Annotated in this window: 19 protein-coding genes; 13 read left to right on the forward strand and 6 right to left on the reverse strand. The window is 73.8% G+C overall.

Translation table 11 applies throughout. The annotated features are described in order from the left end of the window. Positions 1 to 31: 31 nt before the first annotated feature. A complete protein-coding gene (locus tag ACFVDM_RS09950; protein ID WP_383635553.1) occupies positions 32 to 559 on the reverse strand; it encodes a DUF1990 family protein in 528 nt (175 codons plus the stop codon). Then, positions 556 to 1,410 (reverse strand): YndJ family protein, encoded by an 855-nt coding sequence (locus tag ACFVDM_RS09955; protein ID WP_383635556.1) that lies wholly within the window; start codon positions 1,408 to 1,410, stop codon positions 556 to 558. Before ACFVDM_RS09955 ends, ACFVDM_RS09950 begins: the two co-directional genes overlap by 4 nt. 197 nt (positions 1,411 to 1,607) lie before the next feature. On the opposite strand from ACFVDM_RS09955, the gene ACFVDM_RS09960 reads away from it, so the two are divergent. Then, entirely contained in the window at positions 1,608 to 2,780 is a 1,173-nt protein-coding gene (locus ACFVDM_RS09960; RefSeq protein ID WP_383635559.1) for a DUF6777 domain-containing protein, read from the forward strand. 144 nt (positions 2,781 to 2,924) lie between these two features. Here the strand turns inward: ACFVDM_RS09960 and ACFVDM_RS09965 are convergent, their stop codons facing one another. Next, the gene (locus ACFVDM_RS09965; protein ID WP_383635562.1) at positions 2,925 to 4,286 is read right to left on the reverse strand and encodes an FAD-dependent oxidoreductase; all 1,362 of its coding nucleotides are present in this window, start codon (positions 4,284 to 4,286) and stop codon (positions 2,925 to 2,927) included. 284 nt (positions 4,287 to 4,570) lie between these two features. On the opposite strand from ACFVDM_RS09965, the gene ACFVDM_RS09970 reads away from it, so the two are divergent. The 10 genes from ACFVDM_RS09970 (at position 4,571) to ACFVDM_RS10015 (ending at position 15,298) form a co-directional block, all read left to right on the forward strand. After that, positions 4,571 to 6,637 carry a SpoIIE family protein phosphatase gene (locus ACFVDM_RS09970; RefSeq protein ID WP_383635565.1) on the forward strand — a complete coding sequence of 689 codons (2,067 nt, stop codon included), beginning with the start codon at positions 4,571 to 4,573 and terminating at the stop codon, positions 6,635 to 6,637. 183 nt (positions 6,638 to 6,820) lie between these two features. After that, complete coding sequence (locus ACFVDM_RS09975; protein WP_383635568.1) at positions 6,821 to 8,242, forward strand: wax ester/triacylglycerol synthase family O-acyltransferase; 1,422 nt, start codon at positions 6,821 to 6,823, stop codon at positions 8,240 to 8,242. Between the two features lie 119 nt (positions 8,243 to 8,361). Next, positions 8,362 to 9,345, forward strand: coding sequence for an aldo/keto reductase (locus tag ACFVDM_RS09980; RefSeq protein WP_383635571.1), 984 nt, complete (start codon positions 8,362 to 8,364; stop codon positions 9,343 to 9,345). Position 9,346: 1 nt separating this feature from the next. After that, positions 9,347 to 9,658, forward strand: a complete 312-nt coding sequence (locus ACFVDM_RS09985; protein WP_383635574.1) for an L-rhamnose mutarotase — start codon at positions 9,347 to 9,349, stop codon at positions 9,656 to 9,658. 1 nt (position 9,659) lies between these two features. Further along, positions 9,660 to 10,517 (forward strand): amidohydrolase family protein, encoded by an 858-nt coding sequence (locus ACFVDM_RS09990; protein WP_383635577.1) that lies wholly within the window; start codon positions 9,660 to 9,662, stop codon positions 10,515 to 10,517. A gap of 34 nt (positions 10,518 to 10,551) precedes the next feature. After that, the gene (locus ACFVDM_RS09995; protein WP_383635580.1) at positions 10,552 to 11,412 is read left to right on the forward strand and encodes an Fpg/Nei family DNA glycosylase; all 861 of its coding nucleotides are present in this window, start codon (positions 10,552 to 10,554) and stop codon (positions 11,410 to 11,412) included. Positions 11,413 to 11,452: 40 nt separating this feature from the next. After that, the gene (locus ACFVDM_RS10000; RefSeq protein WP_383635583.1) at positions 11,453 to 12,205 is read left to right on the forward strand and encodes a LytR/AlgR family response regulator transcription factor; all 753 of its coding nucleotides are present in this window, start codon (positions 11,453 to 11,455) and stop codon (positions 12,203 to 12,205) included. Between the two features lie 65 nt (positions 12,206 to 12,270). After that, positions 12,271 to 12,633, forward strand: coding sequence for a hypothetical protein (locus ACFVDM_RS10005; RefSeq protein WP_383635586.1), 363 nt, complete (start codon positions 12,271 to 12,273; stop codon positions 12,631 to 12,633). Further along, positions 12,630 to 14,111 (forward strand): cation acetate symporter, encoded by a 1,482-nt coding sequence (locus ACFVDM_RS10010; protein WP_383635589.1) that lies wholly within the window; start codon positions 12,630 to 12,632, stop codon positions 14,109 to 14,111. Before ACFVDM_RS10005 ends, ACFVDM_RS10010 begins: the two co-directional genes overlap by 4 nt. Further along, the gene (locus ACFVDM_RS10015; RefSeq protein ID WP_383635592.1) at positions 14,108 to 15,298 is read left to right on the forward strand and encodes a sensor histidine kinase; all 1,191 of its coding nucleotides are present in this window, start codon (positions 14,108 to 14,110) and stop codon (positions 15,296 to 15,298) included. Before ACFVDM_RS10010 ends, ACFVDM_RS10015 begins: the two co-directional genes overlap by 4 nt. 18 nt (positions 15,299 to 15,316) lie before the next feature. Here the strand turns inward: ACFVDM_RS10015 and ACFVDM_RS10020 are convergent, their stop codons facing one another. After that, complete coding sequence (locus tag ACFVDM_RS10020) at positions 15,317 to 15,826, reverse strand: hypothetical protein (RefSeq protein WP_383635595.1); 510 nt, start codon at positions 15,824 to 15,826, stop codon at positions 15,317 to 15,319. Between the two features lie 157 nt (positions 15,827 to 15,983). Here ACFVDM_RS10020 and ACFVDM_RS10025 point away from each other — a divergent pair, with 157 nt between their 5' ends. Further along, positions 15,984 to 16,181 (forward strand): zf-HC2 domain-containing protein, encoded by a 198-nt coding sequence (locus tag ACFVDM_RS10025; protein ID WP_383635598.1) that lies wholly within the window; start codon positions 15,984 to 15,986, stop codon positions 16,179 to 16,181. On the opposite strand, the gene ACFVDM_RS10030 is transcribed toward ACFVDM_RS10025, so the two are convergent. Both ACFVDM_RS10030 and ACFVDM_RS10035 read right to left on the reverse strand, forming a co-directional pair. Beyond that, a complete protein-coding gene (locus ACFVDM_RS10030) occupies positions 16,115 to 16,684 on the reverse strand; it encodes a sigma-70 family RNA polymerase sigma factor (RefSeq protein ID WP_383635601.1) in 570 nt (189 codons plus the stop codon). The genes ACFVDM_RS10025 and ACFVDM_RS10030 overlap by 67 nt on opposite strands. Before the next feature lie 194 nt (positions 16,685 to 16,878). Next, positions 16,879 to 17,340, reverse strand: a complete 462-nt coding sequence (locus ACFVDM_RS10035) for a universal stress protein (RefSeq protein WP_383635604.1) — start codon at positions 17,338 to 17,340, stop codon at positions 16,879 to 16,881. Between the two features lie 163 nt (positions 17,341 to 17,503). Here ACFVDM_RS10035 and ACFVDM_RS10040 point away from each other — a divergent pair, with 163 nt between their 5' ends. Continuing rightward, positions 17,504 to 18,343 (forward strand): polysaccharide deacetylase family protein, encoded by an 840-nt coding sequence (locus tag ACFVDM_RS10040; protein WP_383635607.1) that lies wholly within the window; start codon positions 17,504 to 17,506, stop codon positions 18,341 to 18,343.

Genomic DNA, 18,343 nt, shown 5'->3' on the forward strand with positions numbered 1-18,343 from the left:
CTCCAGTATCGGCCCGCCCCCGCCGCCCGGCTCATCGGCCCCGGGCCCGCCGCTCCTGGGTGACGAGCCGCCGCAGCGTGCGGCCGAGACGGCGCGCGTACCAGCGTTGCGCCACGGGGACGAGCGGCCCGGCGAGCCGGGTGTACCAGCGGGCGGGCCGGCTGAACGCCATCACGGTGAACGTGACCGTGCCGTCGTCCGCCAGCTCGGCCACGAAGCACTCCTCGCCGCTCTCGGGGTGCCCGGTCAGCGTTCCGTACGCGAAGCCGGTCCGCTGGTTCCCGTACTCGGCCCAGATCACCCGGCAGGGCGCGCTGATCCGCAGTCGGCCGACGGCCGCCGCCACCCGAACGGACGCACCGGGCTCGGCACGCGCGGACGAGGCGGTGACCCGGGCCCCGGAGGCCCGGTGCATCCGGAAGCCGGTGATCGCCGCGCCGGCGGCCTCGAAGTCCGCGCGGCCGCGCCCGACCCGGGTGCGGTGGTGCAGATGGTGGTAGCCGTCGGGCAGAGGGCCGAGCCGGGTGGCACCCGCTTCGGGGTAGCTGAGGGCGTTCACGCGGACCTTCCTCCGGTGGGGGCGGGGCGGCCGAGCCGCTGCCAGGCGAGCAGGGAGCAGAGGGCGAAGCCCAGGGCGTTGCCGACGCCGTGCGTGGCGGCCATCCAGGCGAGGGTGGGGTGCGGGATCCCGGTGGCCTCGCCCAGCGCCCAGCTGAGCGCGAGGACCATCGTGACCACGAGCACGGCGGACGAGGCGCCGAGCAGGAGCCGGGTGGTCCGGTCGCCCGTACCGGGCCGCACCGTGCGCCAGGTCAGCAGGGCCACGGCCCACATCCCGGCGGTCAGCACGACGGCGCCGGCCAGTTCGGCGCGGTCACCGACGAAGTAACCGCCCAGGACCAGCAGGGTGCCCAGCGGCACGCTCAGCGCGGCGAACCGTCCCGCCGGACCCGCCTCGGCCCGGCAGACGAGCCCGGCCACCAGCGCCGCGGCGAATCCCGCGAAGTGGAAATGCGGCACGGTCAGCGCCAGGATGCCGGTGCCGAAGCCGAGGAGCGGCTGTCCGGCGCGTTCGGCGACCAGCGCGGCCGCGGCGACGGCCGGGGTGACGAGCGCCGTCAGCAGCGCGATCTCGGCGGGCGCGGTCCGCCACGCCCGCAGCGGCGCGGGGCGCCGCAGCAGCCGGGGCGGGGCGTGCAGCGCGAGCACGAGGGCGCCGGCCGCGTAGCAGAGCGCCGGGGCCGTCGCGGCCGGGCCGCGCGGCAGCCACAGGGAGACCGCCCCCGGTACGGCGAAGAGCGGCCAGAACCGCCGGATCCGGTCCAGCGACGGGTCCCGCGTCAGCCGCAGTCCCGTCGGAACGATCACCAGCATGCCCAGCATCACGATCAGGTCCACCAGGACCCCCATGGCGGACCACCCCCTTGATTGAACGTGTTCAAGCAGTGTCGCGGCCGACTCTAGAACCTTTCTTGAACGTGTTCAATACGGTGGGGGAGTGGCGGTCCGCACCCCGGGCGCACCGCGCCCGCCCGCTTGCGGCCCGAGGGGAACTGCGGCAGACATGAGGTGACCCGAACGGACCCGTGACCAGGCAGGAGACCCCCGTGCACGCACCCCCGCGCCTGCGCCACGCCGTCCTCGCCACGCTCTGCGCCGGCCTGCTCGCCGCCACCGGCTGTGCGCGGAACGCCCCGGACGGCGGCCTCGGGACCGAGGGCACGGCCGGTGCGGGCGAGATCCTGCTCCAGCCGGCCGCCGCGCACGGTCCCGACCCGTTCACCGCGTCCACGGTGCGCCGCTCCGGGGCGGCGGCGAGCGCCACCCCGTCCCACCGGGCCCCCGCCCCCGAGGGCTCCGGCCCGCACACCCTGCCCGGATCCACCCCCGGCCTCTACGGCGGCGTCCGCTCCGTCTCCTCGTGCGACGTGGCCCGTCAGATCCGTCTGCTCGCCGCCGACCCCGCCCGGCAGAAGGCCTTCGCCCGCGCCGCCGGGGTCCCCGCGGCCGAGGTGGCCGGCTTCCTGCGCGGGCTCACCCCGGTCGTCCTGCGCGCCGACACCCGCGTGACCGACCACGGATTCCGCGACGGCGCCGCCACCGCCTTCCCCGCCGTCCTCCAGGGCGGCACCGCGGTCCTGGTGGACGGGCGAGGCCTGCCACGGGTCCGCTGCGCCTGCGGGAACCCGCTGGGCCGGCCCGCCGGCGCGGACGGTGTGCGGGGTCCGGAGCGGGGTGAGGCGTGGACCGGCTACGACCCGGCCCGGACCGTCGTCGTCGCACCGGCGGCCCGCGCCCTCACGGAACTGCTCGTCGTCGATTCCGCGCACGGCCGGTGGATCGCCCGGCCCACCGGCGACGAGGGGGCCCGCGACCGTGCTCCGGCCGAGCCCCCGCCCTACGCGCCCGAGACGGACATCACCGGGCCGCTGCCCGAGGTCTCCCCCTCGCCGAGCGCGCGGCCGAAGCCCGAGACCCCGGCGCCGGAGGACTGCCCGCCCACCGGGACGACGCCGCCGGGCGAGGCCGTAGTGGCGCCGCGTGAACCGGGTGCGGCGACGGACTGCCCGGTGCCGAGCGGTGAGCCGACCGGCGGCCGGCCCGAACCGTTCCCCGGCATCCCGACCGACGAGCCCACCGGCACCCCGGCCGACCCCGACGCACCGCCGGAGGACCTGGTCCCGCTGATGACGGACGAGCCCCAGACGTCCATCCGGCTGCCGTGGCGCGAGGACGGGGGACGCCCGCCCGGGGACGGCCGGGGAACCGTCCACGGCTGACGGGCGGCCCCGGTGTCGCCCGGTGGCCCGCTCGGCGGTCGCGTTCCCCGGTCCTCCCGGTCCGTCGGAGCCCGTCACGGCCACGACGAAGGCCCCGGTCCACCCGCGCGGGTGGACCGGGGCCTTCGCCGTACGGACGGGAACTCAGGCGCCCGAGGCGTCCAGCATGCCCTCGCGCTCCACGACCTTCACCCGCTCGCGGCCATGGGCCTCACCGAGGGCGCGCTCGTGCGCGTCCAGCCGGTGCCAGCCCTCGCGGGTGGTGTAACGGACGCCGCGCGCCTCCAGGAACTCGGTCACGGCCGACGGCTCCGGACGCTCGGGCGCGGGCAGCCGCCCCTCGGCGTGGTCCTCCAGGAGGCAGGCGACCGTCTCGTTGGCGTCGCCCTTGGTGTGCCCGATCAGCCCGATCGGACCGCGCTTGATCCAGCCGGTCACATAGACCGACTCCAGGGGCTCGCCGCCCTCGATCACCCGGCCCGCGGCGTGCGGGACCGTGCCGGAGGCCACGTCGAAGGGGAGCTTCGGCAGCTCCTGCGAGTAGTAGCCGACCGCGCGGTAGACGCTCGTCACGTCCCAGTCGGTGTGCCGGCCCGTGCCCCGGACGTTGCCCGTGCCGTCCAGCTCGGTGCGCTCGGTGCGCAGACCGGTGACCTTGCCGTCCTCGCCGAGGATCTCCACGGGGGACTCGAAGAAGTGCAGGAAGAGCTTGTGCGGACGGTCGCCGACATCGCGGATCGCCCAGTTCTCCAGCGTGGAGGCGACCATGTTGGCCTGCTTGTTGCCCCGCCGGGTCTCGATCGAGCCCTGGTCGTAGTCGATGTCCTCGGGGTTGACGATGACCTCGATGTTGGGCGAGTGGTCCAGTTCCCGCAGCTCCATCGGGCTGAACTTGGCCTGGGCCGGTCCGCGCCGCCCGAAGACGTGCACCTCCAGCGCCTTGTTGGCCTTGAGGCCGTCGTAGACGTTGGCCGGGATCTCCGTGGGCAGCAGTTCGTCGGCGGTCTTGGCCAGGATGCGGGCGACGTCCAGCGCCACGTTGCCGACGCCCAGCACGGCGACCTTCTCGGCCTCCAGCGGCCAGGTGCGGGCCACGTCGGGGTGTCCGTCGTACCAGGAGACGAAGTCGGCGGCGCCGTACGAACCGTCCAGGTCGTGGCCCGGGATGTCCAGGGCGCGGTCGGCGTCGGCGCCGGTGGAGAAGATCACCGCGTCGTAGAAGGTGCGCAGCTCGTCCAGGCCGATGTCGTTCGGGTAGTCGACATTGCCGAAGAGACGGAGCTGCGGCTTGTCCAGCACCTGGTGCAGCGCCTGCACGATGCCCTTGATCCGCGGGTGGTCCGGGGCCACGCCGTAGCGGATCAGGCCGAAGGGGGCGGGCATCCGCTCGAACAGGTCGATGGAGACGCCCGGGTCGGCGGCGGCATCGGATTTGAGCAGCGCGTCCGCTGCGTAGATGCCGGCGGGACCGGCTCCGACGATGGCTACGCGGACGGGGCGTGTCATGGAGGGCTGTTCCTTCGTACGGGTGTGCGGGATCGGGGCGGGCCGTGGTAAGGCTTGGCTTACTCCGCCCCACGCACACGGTAGTCGCTGGTCGGGGCCGGTTCCGGGGCGGGGCGGCGTTCCGCGGCCGCCTCCGGTGGGTCGCGCGCGGGCCGGTCCGCGGAATTCCGTGCGATTCCCGGGGTGCGGCCCGGACGGCCGGACTCGGAAATGTGTTCCATCCCACGTTCAGCAGGTGGACGACTCACTCGAAGAATCGGACAAATGGTGGCAGAGTGACCCACATGGATGATCGGGTAGCGGGTGCCCAGTCACTCCCGGACGCATGGCCCGCCCACCCGGATCTCAGCCTGGCCCTGAACCGTATGGGCACCTTCGACTGGGATCTCGACAGCGGCCTCATGTACATGGACCAGGCGGCCCTCGATGTCTTCGACCTGCGGGCCGACGAGTACGACAACGATCCGCTCACCCTCGGCACCCGGGTGCCGACGGACGAGGGCGTACGGCTCGACGCCATGGTCACGGAGGCCCTGAAGAACGGTGAGGCCAACTACGGGGCGTACTTCCGGATGCTGCTGCGCGACGGCACCCTGCGCTGGACCCACACCCAGGGCTTCGTCCGCCGCGACGAGACGGGGCGCCCCCGCCGCATCATCGGCATCGTCCGCGACGCCACCCAGGAGCTGGCCGACTCCACGGCGCGCCAGGAGCTGGACGAGGAGCGGCGGCGGCGCACCAGCCTGGTCGAGGCCACCACGGCGGCGCTGGCCCACGCCCGTACCGTCAAGGACGTCATCGACGTGCTCAACAACTCCCGGCCGCTCGCCCACCTGGGCGCGACCAGCCTGGTCATGGGGCTGATCGAGGCCGGCCGCATCCACCTGGTGGCCGACGGGCCCGAGGGCTCCTTCGTGCCCGGGACGCGCTACACCCGCACCGACGAGCAGTACCCGATGAGCGAGGTCGTGCGCACGCTCGCACCCCGCTTCATCGAGTCGGCGGAGGACTTCGCCGAGTCGTACCCCGTCCTGTGGCCCCACATCAGCCATCTGGGCATCACCTCCGCGGCCTATATGCCGCTGATCGCCCAGGCCCGCCCCATCGGCGCCCTCGGACTGCTCTACAGCGACAAGGACGGATTCACCGACGACGAGCGCAATCTGCTCGTCGCGCTCGGCAGCTCCATCGCCCAGAGCCTCCAGCGCGCCATGCTCTACGAGCAGGAGCACGACCTCGCCGAGGGGCTCCAGCAGGCCATGCTGCCGCGCCGCATCCCCGACGTGCCCGGCGCGCAGATCGCCGTGCGCTACCGCTCGGCGCGGCTGGGCCGGGACATCGGCGGCGACTGGTACGACGTCATCCCGCTCCCCGGCGGCCGGGTGGGCACCGTCATCGGCGACGTCCAGGGCCACGACACGCACGCCGCCGCGGTCATGGGCCAGCTGCGCATCGTGCTGCGCGCGTACGCCGCCGAGGGGCACAGCCCCGCCACCGTCATGGCGCGCGCCTCCGTCTTCCTCCACGAACTCGACACCGACCGCTTCGCGACCTGCACCTACGCCGAGGCCGATCTGACCACCGGTGTCGTCCAGGTCGTCCGGGCCGGACATGTCGACCCACTGGTGCGGGAACCCGACGGCAGCTGCCACAAGGTGTCCGTCGAGGGCGGGCTGCCGCTCGGCCTCTCCGCCGAGTTCGGCCGGCTGGAGTATCCCGTCAGCACCCTCGAACTGGACCCCGGCCAGGCCATGGTGCTGTTCACCGACGGTCTGGTCGAGATGCCGGGCGCGGACCTCGACGAGGGCGTGCAACTGCTCACCGCGATGGTCACGAACGGCCCCCAGGACCTCCAGGCGCTCGCCGACCGGCTCTGCGCGGCGGTCGACGAGCGCGGCGGCGAGGACGATGTGGCCGTGCTGCTGCTGCGCCGCAAGGCCGCCCACGCCCCGCAGCCCGGCGGCCGGCTCCAGCAGCACGTGGCGCAGAACGACCCCGAGGCGCTGAGCGCCGCCCGCCACATGATCCGCGCCGCCGTCCGGGCCTGGGGCGCCAAGGACCGTGCCGACGAGGTGGAACTGGCCGCGGACGAGCTGACGACCAACGCCCTCATGCACACCGACGGCGGCGCGATCGTCACCATCCGCGTGCTCGCCGGGGCCGAGCGGCGGCTGCGCGTCGACGTGGAGGACCGCTCCAGCGCGCTGCCCCGCCGCCGCGACGCGGGGGAGTCGGGCGTCTCGGGGCGCGGGCTGATGCTCGTCGACCGGCTCGCCGACGCCTGGGGCGTCGAATCGCGCGGCACCGGCAAGTGCGTGTGGTGCGAGTTCGTCATGCCGCCGCGCGACTGAAGGGGCTGCCGCTGTGCGGTTCTTCCGCCCCTCGGCCGGCGTCTGAGCGCTACTGATCAGTAACAGAACGTAACATGTCTGTCCTTGACCGTAACCGACCGCTGGGGATTGACTGCGAGGAGTGGCCGCATCGGTCGGTCATCCGCCCTCGACGAGCGGTCGCCCCCGACGACATGAGGAAACTTGGGCACCGAGCTACTGGCACCCCTGGACCTGGCCTTCTGGCACCTTGAGTCCGACGCGCACCCCATGCACCTCGGCGCACTCGCCATCTTTGCCCCGGGCCCCGGCTCCCGGCCCGGCCCCGACGCCCTGCTGGACCTGCTCGGCACCCGCGCCGCCGCGATCCCCCGGCTGCGGATGCGGGTGCGCGACGTCCTGCTGCCCGTCGGCGGCGCCGCCTGGTCGGTCGACAAGGACTTCGACGTCCACCGCCACGTCAAGCGGGTACGGGTCGACACCGCGCCCGGCGGCGGCGAGGACGCCTTCATGGCGGGCGCCACCCGCCTCGCCGGCGCACTGATGGAACAGCCGCTGCGCCGGGGCAGGCCGCCCTGGCAGATGTACCTCCTCGACGGGGGTCCCGACGGTCCCTTCGCCGTGCTCGTCAAACTCCACCACGCCCTCGCCGACGGCATGCGCGCCGTCGCCATCGGGGCCGGGATCTTCGACGAGATCGCCTCGCTCACCCGTCGCGCCGGGAACGGTGTCCCGGCGGGCCGGGTCCGCTCCGTGCCGCCGCGCTCCTGGATGCCCGGCCCGCGTCAGGTCGCCGGACTCGCCCTCGGACGCATCGAGGATCTCGGCCGGGCCTTCGGGGTGGGGGCCTCCCTGGTGCGGGCCAGCCGCCTCGATCTGCGCGGCGTGCCCGCCCTGAGCGCCGGCTCCAGCGGCACCAGGCGGCTGGCCACCGCCGATCTGGACCTGGACGCGGTGCGCCGCATCCGTCGCGGGACCGGCGGCACCGGCAACGACGTCCTGCTCGGCGTCGTCGCGGGGGCCCTGCGCCGCTGGATGCTGGAGCGCGGTGAGCCGCTGCCCGGCACCGAACCCCGCGCCCTCGTCCCCGTGTCGCGCCGCCGCCCCGGCGGACCGGCCGCCGGGAACGGCAACCGGCTCTCCGCGTATCTGCTGGGCCTGCCCGTCGCCGAACCCGACGCCCGGGAGCGGCTGCGCCTGGTGCGCGAGGCGATGGACCGCAACAAGGCGGCCGGGCCGCTGCGCGGGGCCGGAGCCGTCGCCGTCCTGGCCGACCAGCTGCCCTCGCTGGCCCACCGGCTGGGCGCGCCGCTGGCGGGCAGCGCCGCCCGGATGCTCTTCGACGTGCTCGTGACCAGTGTCCCGCTGCCCCGCTCCGCGCTCTCCCTCGCGGGCTGCCCGCTGCGCGCCCTCTATCCGATGGCGCCGCTGGCCCGGGGCCAGTCCCTGGCCGTCGCGCTCACCACGTACGGCTCGACGGTCCAGATCGGGCTGGTCGCCGACGGGAAGGCGGTGCCCGATCTGGACCGGCTGGGCCGCTGCGCCGAGGAGGAGGTGTCCGCGCTCCTGGACCTGCTGCCCCCGGCCTCCCGTATCCCCGCCGGAGCTCCACCGACTCCTGAATAGATCGGACAGATCCATGCGGTTTCCCGATGGCTGATGGTCACAGGGGTGTTGACGTGCCCAAGTGATCCGATGAATATTCCTGTGTGCGGGAAGCGATCATCGGAGAGGGCGGCCGACACATGCGGCGCAGCAGACTGGGAAACAGCGCGGTCGACATCACCGAACTGTCCTTCGGGGCGGCCGCCATCGGCAATCTCTTCACCGCCGTCGAACCGGCGCGGGCCGCCGCGGCCGTGGACGCCGCCTGGGACGAGGGCATCCGCTACTTCGACACCGCCCCGCACTACGGGCTCGGCCTCTCCGAGCGGCGACTCGGCGCCGCCCTGCGCCCCCGGCCCCGCGACGCGTACGTGGTGTCCACCAAGGTCGGCCGGGTCCTCGACGCGGTCCCCGACGCCGGACCCACCGCCCCCGGCACGCTCTCCGAGGGCTTCGACGTCCCCGCCACCCACCGCAGGCGATGGGACTTCAGCGCCGCCGGGGTCCGCCGCTCCCTGGAGGACAGCCTGGAGCGCCTGGGCCTGGACCGGATCGACATCGCCTACCTCCACGACCCGGACGACCATGCCGAGGCCGCCTTCCGCGAGGCCTACCCGGAGCTGGAGAAACTGCGGGCCGAAGGGCTGATCGGGGCCATCGGGGCGGGCATGAACCAGACGGAGATGCTCACCCGCTTCGTCGTCGAGACCGATGTCGACGTGGTCCTCTGCGCCGGCCGCTACACCCTCCTCGACCAGTCGGCCCTGCACGACCTGCTGCCCGCCGCCGAGGCGCGGGGCCGCAGCGTCGTCATGGGCGGCGTCTTCAACTCCGGACTCCTCGCCGACCCGCGCCCCGGCGCCACCTACGACTACGCCGCCGCCCCCCTGGCCCTCCTGGACCGGGCGCTGCGGCTGAAGGCCGTCACCGAACGCCACGGCGTCCCGCTGCGCGCCGCCGCCCTGCGCTATCCGCTCGCCCACCCCGCCGTGGCCGGTGTCCTCGTCGGCACCCGCTCCCCGATCGAGGTGCGCGACGCGGCCGCCCTGCTCCGCACGGAGATTCCCGACGCCCTCTGGGACGACCTGCGTACCGAGGGCCTGCTCACCGAGAACGGACAGTGACATGCGCATAGCCCTGCACACCAAGGTCCGCGCCGACCGCACCGCCGCGTACGACGCTGCCCACCGCGAGGTTCCGGCCGAGCTGACCTCGGCCATCCGGGCCGCGGGCGCCTCCTCCTGGACGATCTGGCGCAGCGGCACCGACCTCTTCCACGTCATCGAGTGCGACGACTACGCCCGGCTCATCGCCGCGCTGGAGAAGCTCCCCGTCAACATCGCCTGGCAGGCCCGGATGGCCGAACTCCTCGACGTCGCCCACGACTACTCCGCCGACGGCGCCGACGCCGCGCTGCCCGTCGTCTGGGAGCTGTGAGATGACCGCCCCGCCCCGGGCCGTCGACGCCCACCACCACGTCTGGGACCTCGCGGTCCGGGACCAGGACTGGATCACCGGGGAGGCCCTGGCCCCGCTGCGCCGCGACTTCACCCTCGCCGACCTGGAGCCCGAGGCCCGCGCCAACGGGGTGGACGCCACCGTCCTCGTCCAGACCGTCACCGTCGCCGAGGAGACCCCCGAACTCCTGGCCCTCGCCGCCGGCAGCGACCTCGTCGCCGGAGTCGTCGGCTGGAGCGACCTCACCGCACCCGGCCTCGCCGACACCCTGGCCGCCCTGCGCGAACTCCCCGGCGGCGACCGGCTCGTCGGACTGCGCCACCAGGTCCAGGGCGAGAGCGACCCGCAATGGCTGCTCCGCGACGACGTGCTGCGGGGACTGGCCGCGGTCGCCGACGCCGGACTCGTCTACGACCTCGTCGTCCTGCCCCATCAGCTCCCCGCCGCCGCCCGCGCCGCGGCCCGGCTGCCCGGCCTCACCTTCGTCCTCGACCACGCGGGCAAACCGCCCGTCGCGTCCGGTACCACCCGCCCCTGGGCCGACGATCTGCGCGGGCTCGCCGCCCTCCCCAACACCGTGTGCAAACTCTCCGGCCTGGTCACCGAGGCGGACGTGCACCGCTGGACCGCCGACACGCTCCGCCCGTACGCCGACACCGTCCTCGACGCCTTCGGACCCGGCCGGCTGATGTTCGGCTCCGACTGGCCGGTCTGCCGGCTCGCCGCGACGTACACCCAGGTCGTCGACACCGCACGCACCCTCACCGACGGGCTCAGCGACACGGAGCGGGAGGCCGTGTTCGCCACCACCGCCGAACGCGTCTACGTCCTCCGGTAGGCAGGGCGCCACCGGCTGCGGCACGCTGGGAACCATGCCCGAACTCCCGGAGGTCGAAGCGCTGCGGGTCTTCCTCGACGACCATCTGGTCGGCCGGGACATCGCCCGCGTCCTGCCCCTCGCCATCAGCGTCCTCAAGACCTACGACCCGCCGCTCACCGCCCTGCACGGTGCCGAGGTCACCGGCGTCCGCCGGCACGGCAAGTTCCTCGACATCGAGGCGGCGGGGCTCCATCTGGTCACCCATCTCGCCCGCGCGGGCTGGCTGCGCTGGAAGGACTCCTTCCCCGACGCCCCGCCGCGCCCCGGCAAGGGGCCGCTCGCCCTGCGCACCGTCCTCGCCGGCGGCGACGGCTTCGACCTCACCGAGGCCGGCACCCAGAAGCGCCTCGCCGTGTACCTCGTCCACGACCCGGCCGAGGTCCCCGGCATCGCCCGCCTCGGACCCGACCCGCTCGACCCGTCCTTCACCCGCGACGCGTTCGCCGCGCTCCTCGCGGGGGAGCGGCGGCAGATCAAGGGCGCCCTGCGCGACCAGTCCCTCATCGCGGGCATCGGCAACGCCTACAGCGACGAGATCCTGCATGCCGCGAAGATGTCCCCCTTCAAGCTCACCGCCCACCTCACCGACGACGAGATCACCCGCCTCCACACCGCCCTGCGCACCACGCTCGCGGACGCCGTCGCCCGCTCCGGCGGGGTCGAGGCCGGGCGCCTCAAGGCCGAGAAGAAGAGCGCGCTGCGCGTACACGGACGGACCGGCGAGGCCTGCCCCGTCTGCGGCGACACCATCCGCGAGGTCTCCTTCAGCGACTCCTCGCTCCAGTACTGCCCCACCTGCCAGACCGGGGGCAAGCCGCTCGCCGACCGCAGGATGTCCAAGCTGCTCAAATAGCCGCACCGCACACCCCGCGGACAGGCCCTAGGATCCCGCCATGCTGCGCGTACTCGCCGTCGACGACGAAGAACCCGCGCTGGAGGAACTGCTCTACCTCCTGCGCGCCGACCCCCGCATCCGCAGCGCCGAGGGCGCCACCGGCGCCACCGAGGCGCTGCGCCGGATCGGCGGCGCCGTCGACGCCGGACCCGACGACCCCTCCGCCATCGACGTCGTCTTCCTCGACATCCACATGGCCGGCCTCACCGGACTCGACGTCGCCCAGCTGCTGGCCGGATTCGCCGCGCCCCCGCTGATCGTCTTCGTCACCGCGCACGAGGGCTTCGCCGTGCACGCCTTCGACCTCAAGGCCGTCGACTACGTGCTCAAACCCGTACGCCGCGAACGGCTCGCCGAGGCCGTGCGCCGCGTCGCCGAACAGGTCGGCGACCGCTCGGCCCCGGTCCACGACACCGCCCAGGACCAGATCCCCGTCGAACTCGGCGGAGTCATCCGCTTCGTCCCGATCGACGACATCGCCTACGCCGAGGCCCAGGGCGACTACGCCCGGCTGTACACCGCCACCGGAAGCCACCTCGTCCGGGTGCCGCTGACCACCCTGGAGGAGCGCTGGCGCACCCGGGGCTTCGTCCGCATCCACCGCCGGCACCTCGTCGCGCTCGGCCGCATCGACGAACTGCGGCTGGACGCGGGCAGCATGAGCGTGCGCATCGGCACCGCGGAGCTGGCCGTCAGCCGCCGGCACACCCGCGCCCTGCGGGATCTGCTGATGCGGCAGACCGGCCGCTGACCAGCGCCTACCCCGTACCCGGCCCCCTTCCCAGCGGGGCCGGGTGCCGCCTACACTCCGGCCCCATGTCCGCAGAGCCAGCGCCCCGGCGTGAAGTGGTGACGGGGGAGCCCCGCCGGGTGCGTCCGCTGCCGCGCTACCGCACCCAGTCGGAGATAGACGAGCAGACCGCGCTCGGCGGTGCCTACGTCCGGTCCCTGATGCGCAGCCAGCTGCGCGCCGGACTCACCGCCTTCACCGTCCTCGCCGTCGTCGTCGGCACCCTGCCCGTCGTCTTCGCCGCCCTGCACAGCTCCGCGGTCGTCTGGGCCGTCCTCGGCTTCGCCGCCTACCCGCCGCTCACCCTGACCGCCTGGTGGTACGTGCGCCGGGCCGAGCGCAACGAGCGCGACTTCGCCCGGCTCGTGGAAGGCCGCCCCGCCCAGTGAGCCGTACGTACGCGGTGGCGGCGGTCGCCGCCGTCGTCCTCGCCACCGTCCTCGTCGGCGGGTTCGGACTGCGGATCTCGCGGACCACCTCCGACTTCTACGTGGCCTCCCGCACCGTGCGCCCCCGGCTCAACGCGGCGGCGATCAGCGGCGAGTACCTCTCCGCCGCCTCCTTCCTCGGCATCGCCGGACTGGTGCTGGTGCACGGCCCCGACATGCTCTGGTACCCGGTCGGCTACACCGCCGGCTATCTCGTGCTGCTGGTCTTCGTCGCCGCGCCGCTGCGCCGCTCGGGGGCGTACACCCTGCCCGACTTCGCCGAGGGCCGGCTGGAGTCGCGGCAGGTGCGCCGGCTCGTCAGCGTCCTCGTCGTCGGGGCCGGCTGGCTCTACCTCGTGCCCCAGCTCCAGGGCGCCGGACTCACCCTGAAGATCCTCACCGGCGCCCCCGGCTGGCTCGGCGACGTGCTCGTCGCCTCGGTCGTCGTCCTCGCCGTCGCCGCGGGCGGCATGCGCTCCATCACCTTCGTCCAGGTCTTCCAGTACTGGCTGAAACTGACCGCGCTCCTGGTCCCCGCCCTCTTCCTGGTGCTGGCCTGGCAGGGCGACGGCCGCCCCCGCGTCACCTTCGACGAACAGCTCTCCGTCTTCCGCGCCGACCATCCGCTGTACGCCACCTACGGACTCATCGTCGCCACTTTCCTCGGCACCATGGGCCTGCCGCACGTCGTCGTCCGCTTCTACACCAGCCCCAACGGCCGCGACGCACGCCGCACCACCGTCGCCGTCCTCGCCCTGATCGGCGTCTTCTACCTGCTGCCCCCGGTCTACGGCGCCCTCGGCCGGCTCTACGCCCCCGAACTCATCCACGGCGGCGACGCCGACGCGGCCGTGCTGCTGCTGCCCGGCCGGGTCATCGGCGGGCTCGGCGGCGATCTGCTCGGGGCGCTCATCGCCGGCGGTGCCTTCGCCGCGTTCCTCTCGACGGCCTCCGGACTCACCATGGCCGTCGCCGGAGTCATCACCCAGGACGTCCTGCCCTCGCGCGGCGTACGCCACTTCCGGCTGGCCACCGTCCTCGCCATCTCCGTGCCGCTGGGCGGATCGCTGCTGGTCAGCAGGGTCCCGGTGGCCGATTCGGTGGGGATGGCCTTCGCCGTGTCCGCGTCCTCCTTCTGTCCGCTCCTCGTCCTCGGCATCTGGTGGCGCCGGCTCACCCCGCCCGGCGCCGCCGCGGGCCTCGTCCTCGGCGGCGGCTCCGCGCTCCTCTCCGTCGCCATCACCGTCAGCGGCGCGGTCCGCCCACCCGGCTGGGCACACGCCCTGCTCGCCTGGCCCGCCGTCTGGTCCGTCCCGGTCGGCTTCCTCGCCATGATCCTGGTCTCGCTCGCCACCCCCGGCCGGATACCCGCCGGGACCAACGCCGCGATGACCCGCTTCCACCTGCCGGAGGCCCTGACCGCCGGGAGACACCGATGACCGCGACCGCCTGGTCCGCCGTGGTGCTGCTCGCGCTGCTGCTGTTCGCCGGGGGACTGCTCACCGGCCGGCGCACCGCGCGCCCCGTCCGCACCAGCGACGTCGGTACCCCCGTCGAGCACGCCACCTTCGAGACCCTCCACACCGCCTCGCTCGCCGCGCCCCCGCTGCGCGCCGGACTCACCGAGGAGAGCGCCCGCAGGTCGGCCCGCCGGCTCCGCTCGCTGCTGGGCACGGACGCGCTGTGCCTCACCGACCGCGAGGGCGTCCTCGTCTGGGACGGCGAGGGCGGCCACCACGCCCGGCAGGTCATGGACGAGGTGGGCGAGCTCCTGGCCACCGGCCGCGACACCGCCTTCCACAGCGACTGCGAGGACCTGGACTGCCCGCTGCGCTGGGCCGTCGCCGTTCCGCTCACCGTCGACCACCGGGTGCTCGGCGCCCTGATCGCCTACGCCCCCCGCGAGTCCGCGGTGCTGGCCCGAGCGGCCGGCGAGGTCGCCCGCTGGGTCTGCGTCCAACTGGAACTGGCCGAACTCGACCGCTCGCGCACCCAGCTCATCGAGGCCGAGATCCGGGCCCTGCGCGCCCAGATCTCCCCGCACTTCATCTTCAACTCCCTGGCCGCGATCGCCTCGTTCGTCCGCACCGACCCCGAGAAGGCCCGGGAACTGCTCCTGGAGTTCGCCGACTTCACCCGCTACTCGTTCCGCAGCCACGGCGACTTCACCACCCTCGCCGACGAACTGCACTCCATCGACCAGTACCTGGCCCTGGTCCGCGCCCGCTTCGGCGAACGGCTCTCCGTCACCCTCCAGGTCGCCCCCGAGGTGCTGCCCGTCGCCCTGCCCTTCCTCTGTCTCCAGCCCCTCGTGGAGAACGCCGTCAAACACGGCCTGGAGGGCGCGGTCACCTCCAGCCGCATCACCATCAGCGCCCTGGACGCCGGCTCCGAGGCCGAGGTCGTCATCGAGGACGACGGCACGGGCATGGATCCCGAACGGCTCCGCCACATCCTGCGCGGCGAGGGCGGCACCTCCACCGGCATCGGCCTGCTCAACGTCGACGAACGGCTGCGCCAGGTGTACGGGGACGACTACGGACTCGTGATCGAGACCGGCATCGGGGCCGGGATGCGCATCACCGTACGGCTGCCGAAGTACCGCGCCGGCGTGCACGGCTCCTGAGGCCGGCCGCCGGTGCGCTCAGTAGAGGTGGATCGCCAGATGTCCCAGCGGCAGCCCCAGCTGCCAGGCCGGCGTCCACACCTGCGCGGCGTCCTCCGTGTCCGGCTCGTCGGCGCCGGTCTCCTCCCAGGGCAGCGGGCCGATCGTCTCCAGGTCCGCGGCCAGCAGCTCCGTCTCCTCCAGCCACCGCCACGCCCCGCGTGCCAGCGCCAGATCCGGGTCGGGGCCCGGTGCGGCCGCCTCCGAGGCGTCGAGCCGCTCGCAGATCCAGCGCCGCCACGGCGTCCCGTACGCCGTCAGCAGCCGCAGTTCGTCGACCCGCGCGGCGGGCAGCGCCTCGGCCACCGCGCCGTCCGAGAGGAAGATGGTCAGCGCGAGCGCGTCCCGTCCCGCCCGGTACTCCAGGGTCGCCGGTTCCATCAGGTCCCCGGTCCGCAGCAGTTCGTCGGCGAGGTACTCCGCGTACATCCAGGCCATCGGGACCAGCAGCTCGCCCCCGTCGGCCGTGTCATGACGTTCCGGACGCATTCCGTGCCGTTCCTTTCCCCTCCCGGTACCGGACCGGGCGCCGTCGGCGGCCGGCTCCGGGCCGGCCCCCACGCAGCATTGAACCGGGGCGGCGCGCCCCGCGTGGCCAGAAGGGCAGGATCCGTCGGACCCGATCCGTCACAGACACGAGGTTGCGATGACCGCCGACCCGGGGGAGGGAGCACATGTGCGTGAGCTGCTCGGCGCCTATGTCCTGGACGCGCTGCCGGCCGAGGAGGCGGACGAGGTGGCCCGTCACCTGCGGCGCTGCGACCGCTGCACCGCCGACTACGCCGCCGTGCTGGAGGCCGCCGCGCTGCTGCCGCTGCTGAGCGCGGAGGACCTGCTGGAGTAACCGGGCAGATTGCGGGAGAGCACGCGCAGCGCGTAGTAGGAGCGCGATTTGACCGTCCCCGGGGGTATGCCGAGGACCTCGGCGGTCTCGCCGACGCTGAGCCCGCGGAAGTAGATCTGGACGAGCACCGCCCGGTGTTCGGGGCTCAGCGTGCGGACCGCCTCGCGCACATCGAGCGCGGCGACGGTGGAATCGGCCGTGTCCCGGACGGCGGGGGCGCTCTCCAGCACGGCGTCGCCGACCTCCGCGGGCCGGGCCAGCCGCGATCTGCGGGCGTCGATGGCCAGGCGCCGCCCCACCGTGAACAACCAGGGACGCATCGACTCGTACGGCCCGTCGAAGGCCTCCGGGTGCTGCCAGGCGCGCACCAGCGTCTCCTGGAGCAGGTCCTCGGCCCGCTGCCGGTCGCCGAAGGTCAGCCCCAGCAGGAAGTGGAACAGGGCGGGCCCGTGCTCACGCTGCAGATCCGCGAGTGCCCGCTCATCGGTCGTCGTCGTGGTCATGTGATCGCCCTCTCCGCCCAGGCCCTGCGGCCCCGCTGCCGACGGCGGTATACGAACGCATTCGCGCCACGGGCAACAGGACAAAAGCGGTCCCGTGCGACGAGCGGTCGCACCGAGCGGCGAATGGTGCGGTGAACGGTCGGACGGCGGCCCGGAGGGGGACGGAAGGGGTACGGGAGGCGAACGCGAGAGCGCTACGGGACCACGGTGACGGGCCAGCGCCCGGCCTTCACCAGGCGCACGGCCACCGATCCGACGAAGCGGTGCCCGGCCGATTCCGAGGCGCCCACCACGACGGCGTCCGCCTTCAGTTCGTCCGAGGCCGTCACGAGCCCGTTGTACGGATCGCCCCGGAAGGTGTGGAACTCCCAGCGCACGTCCCAGATGTCCTTCATCTTGTCCGTCGCCGTCCGGATCTCGTTGATCAGCCCCTCGGCGACCTCCGCGGTCGCGTCACCGACCGGCGCGCCCAGCGCGGCACCCGCCGCGAGGACCGGCTGGACGTAGACGAGGGCGAGCATGGCCCGCTGGCGCCGGGCCAGGCCTGCCGCGTACGCCGCCGCCCGCATCGAGGACTCGGAACCGTCGATGCCCGCAACGATCACTTTCGGTCCGTCTGTGCCACGTTCGAACTGGTGAGGCTGATGTTCTGTCACGGCAGGAGGCTATCGGTCGCCGTGGCCCGTCCCGGTCCGGCCTCCCGTCCGCCCCGGCGCGCTGCTGCCGATGGCGCCCGTACGCTCCCCCCATCGGGTGCAGAACCGGACGGATCCGGTGTCGTTGTGCGGGCCGGCCGCGCGCACGTGCGAGCAGTGGGGCATGAGAGACGTTTCCACGCCGCGCAGCCGTCGCACGCTGCTGGGGCTGGCGGCCGTGCTCGGCGCCGCCACCGCCGTACGCCTGGTGCCGGCGGACTCCACCCGGGCGCCGCTCCACCGCCCGGCACCGCCCGTCGCGGCCGCCGGTCCGCAGCCGGCGGCGGCCGCCGGGCCGCTCGCGTACCGGCTCAGGCCCATGACGGCGGACAATCCGCCGCCGTACCGTCCGGCGGCGCCCCCGGTGCGCACCCGGCCGTTCGAGGAACTGCCCGACATCGGCCGGGCCATGGTCCTCAGCTTCGACGACGGCCCCGACCCCCTCTACACCCCGCACATCCTGGACACCCTGCGCACCCACGACGTCCGGGCGATGTTCTTCCTCTGCGGAGAGATGGCCCACGACAACCGGGACCTGGTGCGCAGGATCGCCGACGAGGGCCACACCCTCGGCAACCACTCCTGGACCCATCCGCTGGTCACCGGCCTGTCCCGGGCCGGGGTCACCTACGAACTGGGACGCACCAGCGACGTCATCGAGGAGATCACCGGCGCCCCGCCGCTCTGGTACCGGGCGCCCTACGGGGCCTGGAACCGCAACTCCTTCGAGATCGGCGCGTCCCTGGGCATGGAACCGATGGCCTGGACCGTCGACACCCTGGACTGGACCGTGCCGGGCACCGACACGATCGTCCGCCGGGTCCGCGACGGCGCGGCCCCCGGGGTCGTGGTGCTGTCGCACGACGCCGGGGGCAACCGTTCGCAGAGCGTCGCCGCCCTGCGCCGCTATCTGCCGGCACTGCTGGACGACGGCTACCGGCTCACCGTGCCGCGCAGGCGCTGA

It is taken from the genome of Streptomyces sp. NPDC057682, assembly GCF_042799575.1.
GTDB lineage: Bacteria > Actinomycetota > Actinomycetes > Streptomycetales > Streptomycetaceae > Streptomyces.

Bases quoted from the DNA above. Each gene is read 5' to 3' on its own strand.
- ACFVDM_RS09955 (WP_383635556.1), bottom strand. From the start codon at position 1,410: ATGGGGGTCCTGGTGGACCTGATCGTGATGCTGGGCATGCTGGTGATC.
- ACFVDM_RS09965 (WP_383635562.1), bottom strand. From the start codon at position 4,286: ATGACACGCCCCGTCCGCGTAGCCATCGTCGGAGCCGGTCCCGCCGGC.
- ACFVDM_RS09970 (WP_383635565.1), top strand. From the start codon at position 4,571: ATGGATGATCGGGTAGCGGGTGCCCAGTCACTCCCGGACGCATGGCCC.
- ACFVDM_RS09980 (WP_383635571.1), top strand. From the start codon at position 8,362: ATGCGGCGCAGCAGACTGGGAAACAGCGCGGTCGACATCACCGAACTG.
- ACFVDM_RS09985 (WP_383635574.1), top strand. From the start codon at position 9,347: ATGCGCATAGCCCTGCACACCAAGGTCCGCGCCGACCGCACCGCCGCG.
- ACFVDM_RS09990 (WP_383635577.1), top strand. From the start codon at position 9,660: ATGACCGCCCCGCCCCGGGCCGTCGACGCCCACCACCACGTCTGGGAC.
- ACFVDM_RS09995 (WP_383635580.1), top strand. From the start codon at position 10,552: ATGCCCGAACTCCCGGAGGTCGAAGCGCTGCGGGTCTTCCTCGACGAC.
- ACFVDM_RS10000 (WP_383635583.1), top strand. From the start codon at position 11,453: ATGCTGCGCGTACTCGCCGTCGACGACGAAGAACCCGCGCTGGAGGAA.
- ACFVDM_RS10005 (WP_383635586.1), top strand. From the start codon at position 12,271: ATGTCCGCAGAGCCAGCGCCCCGGCGTGAAGTGGTGACGGGGGAGCCC.
- ACFVDM_RS10015 (WP_383635592.1), top strand. From the start codon at position 14,108: ATGACCGCGACCGCCTGGTCCGCCGTGGTGCTGCTCGCGCTGCTGCTG.
- ACFVDM_RS10020 (WP_383635595.1), bottom strand. From the start codon at position 15,826: ATGCGTCCGGAACGTCATGACACGGCCGACGGGGGCGAGCTGCTGGTC.
- ACFVDM_RS10025 (WP_383635598.1), top strand. From the start codon at position 15,984: ATGACCGCCGACCCGGGGGAGGGAGCACATGTGCGTGAGCTGCTCGGC.
- ACFVDM_RS10030 (WP_383635601.1), bottom strand. From the start codon at position 16,684: ATGACCACGACGACGACCGATGAGCGGGCACTCGCGGATCTGCAGCGT.
- ACFVDM_RS10040 (WP_383635607.1), top strand. From the start codon at position 17,504: ATGAGAGACGTTTCCACGCCGCGCAGCCGTCGCACGCTGCTGGGGCTG.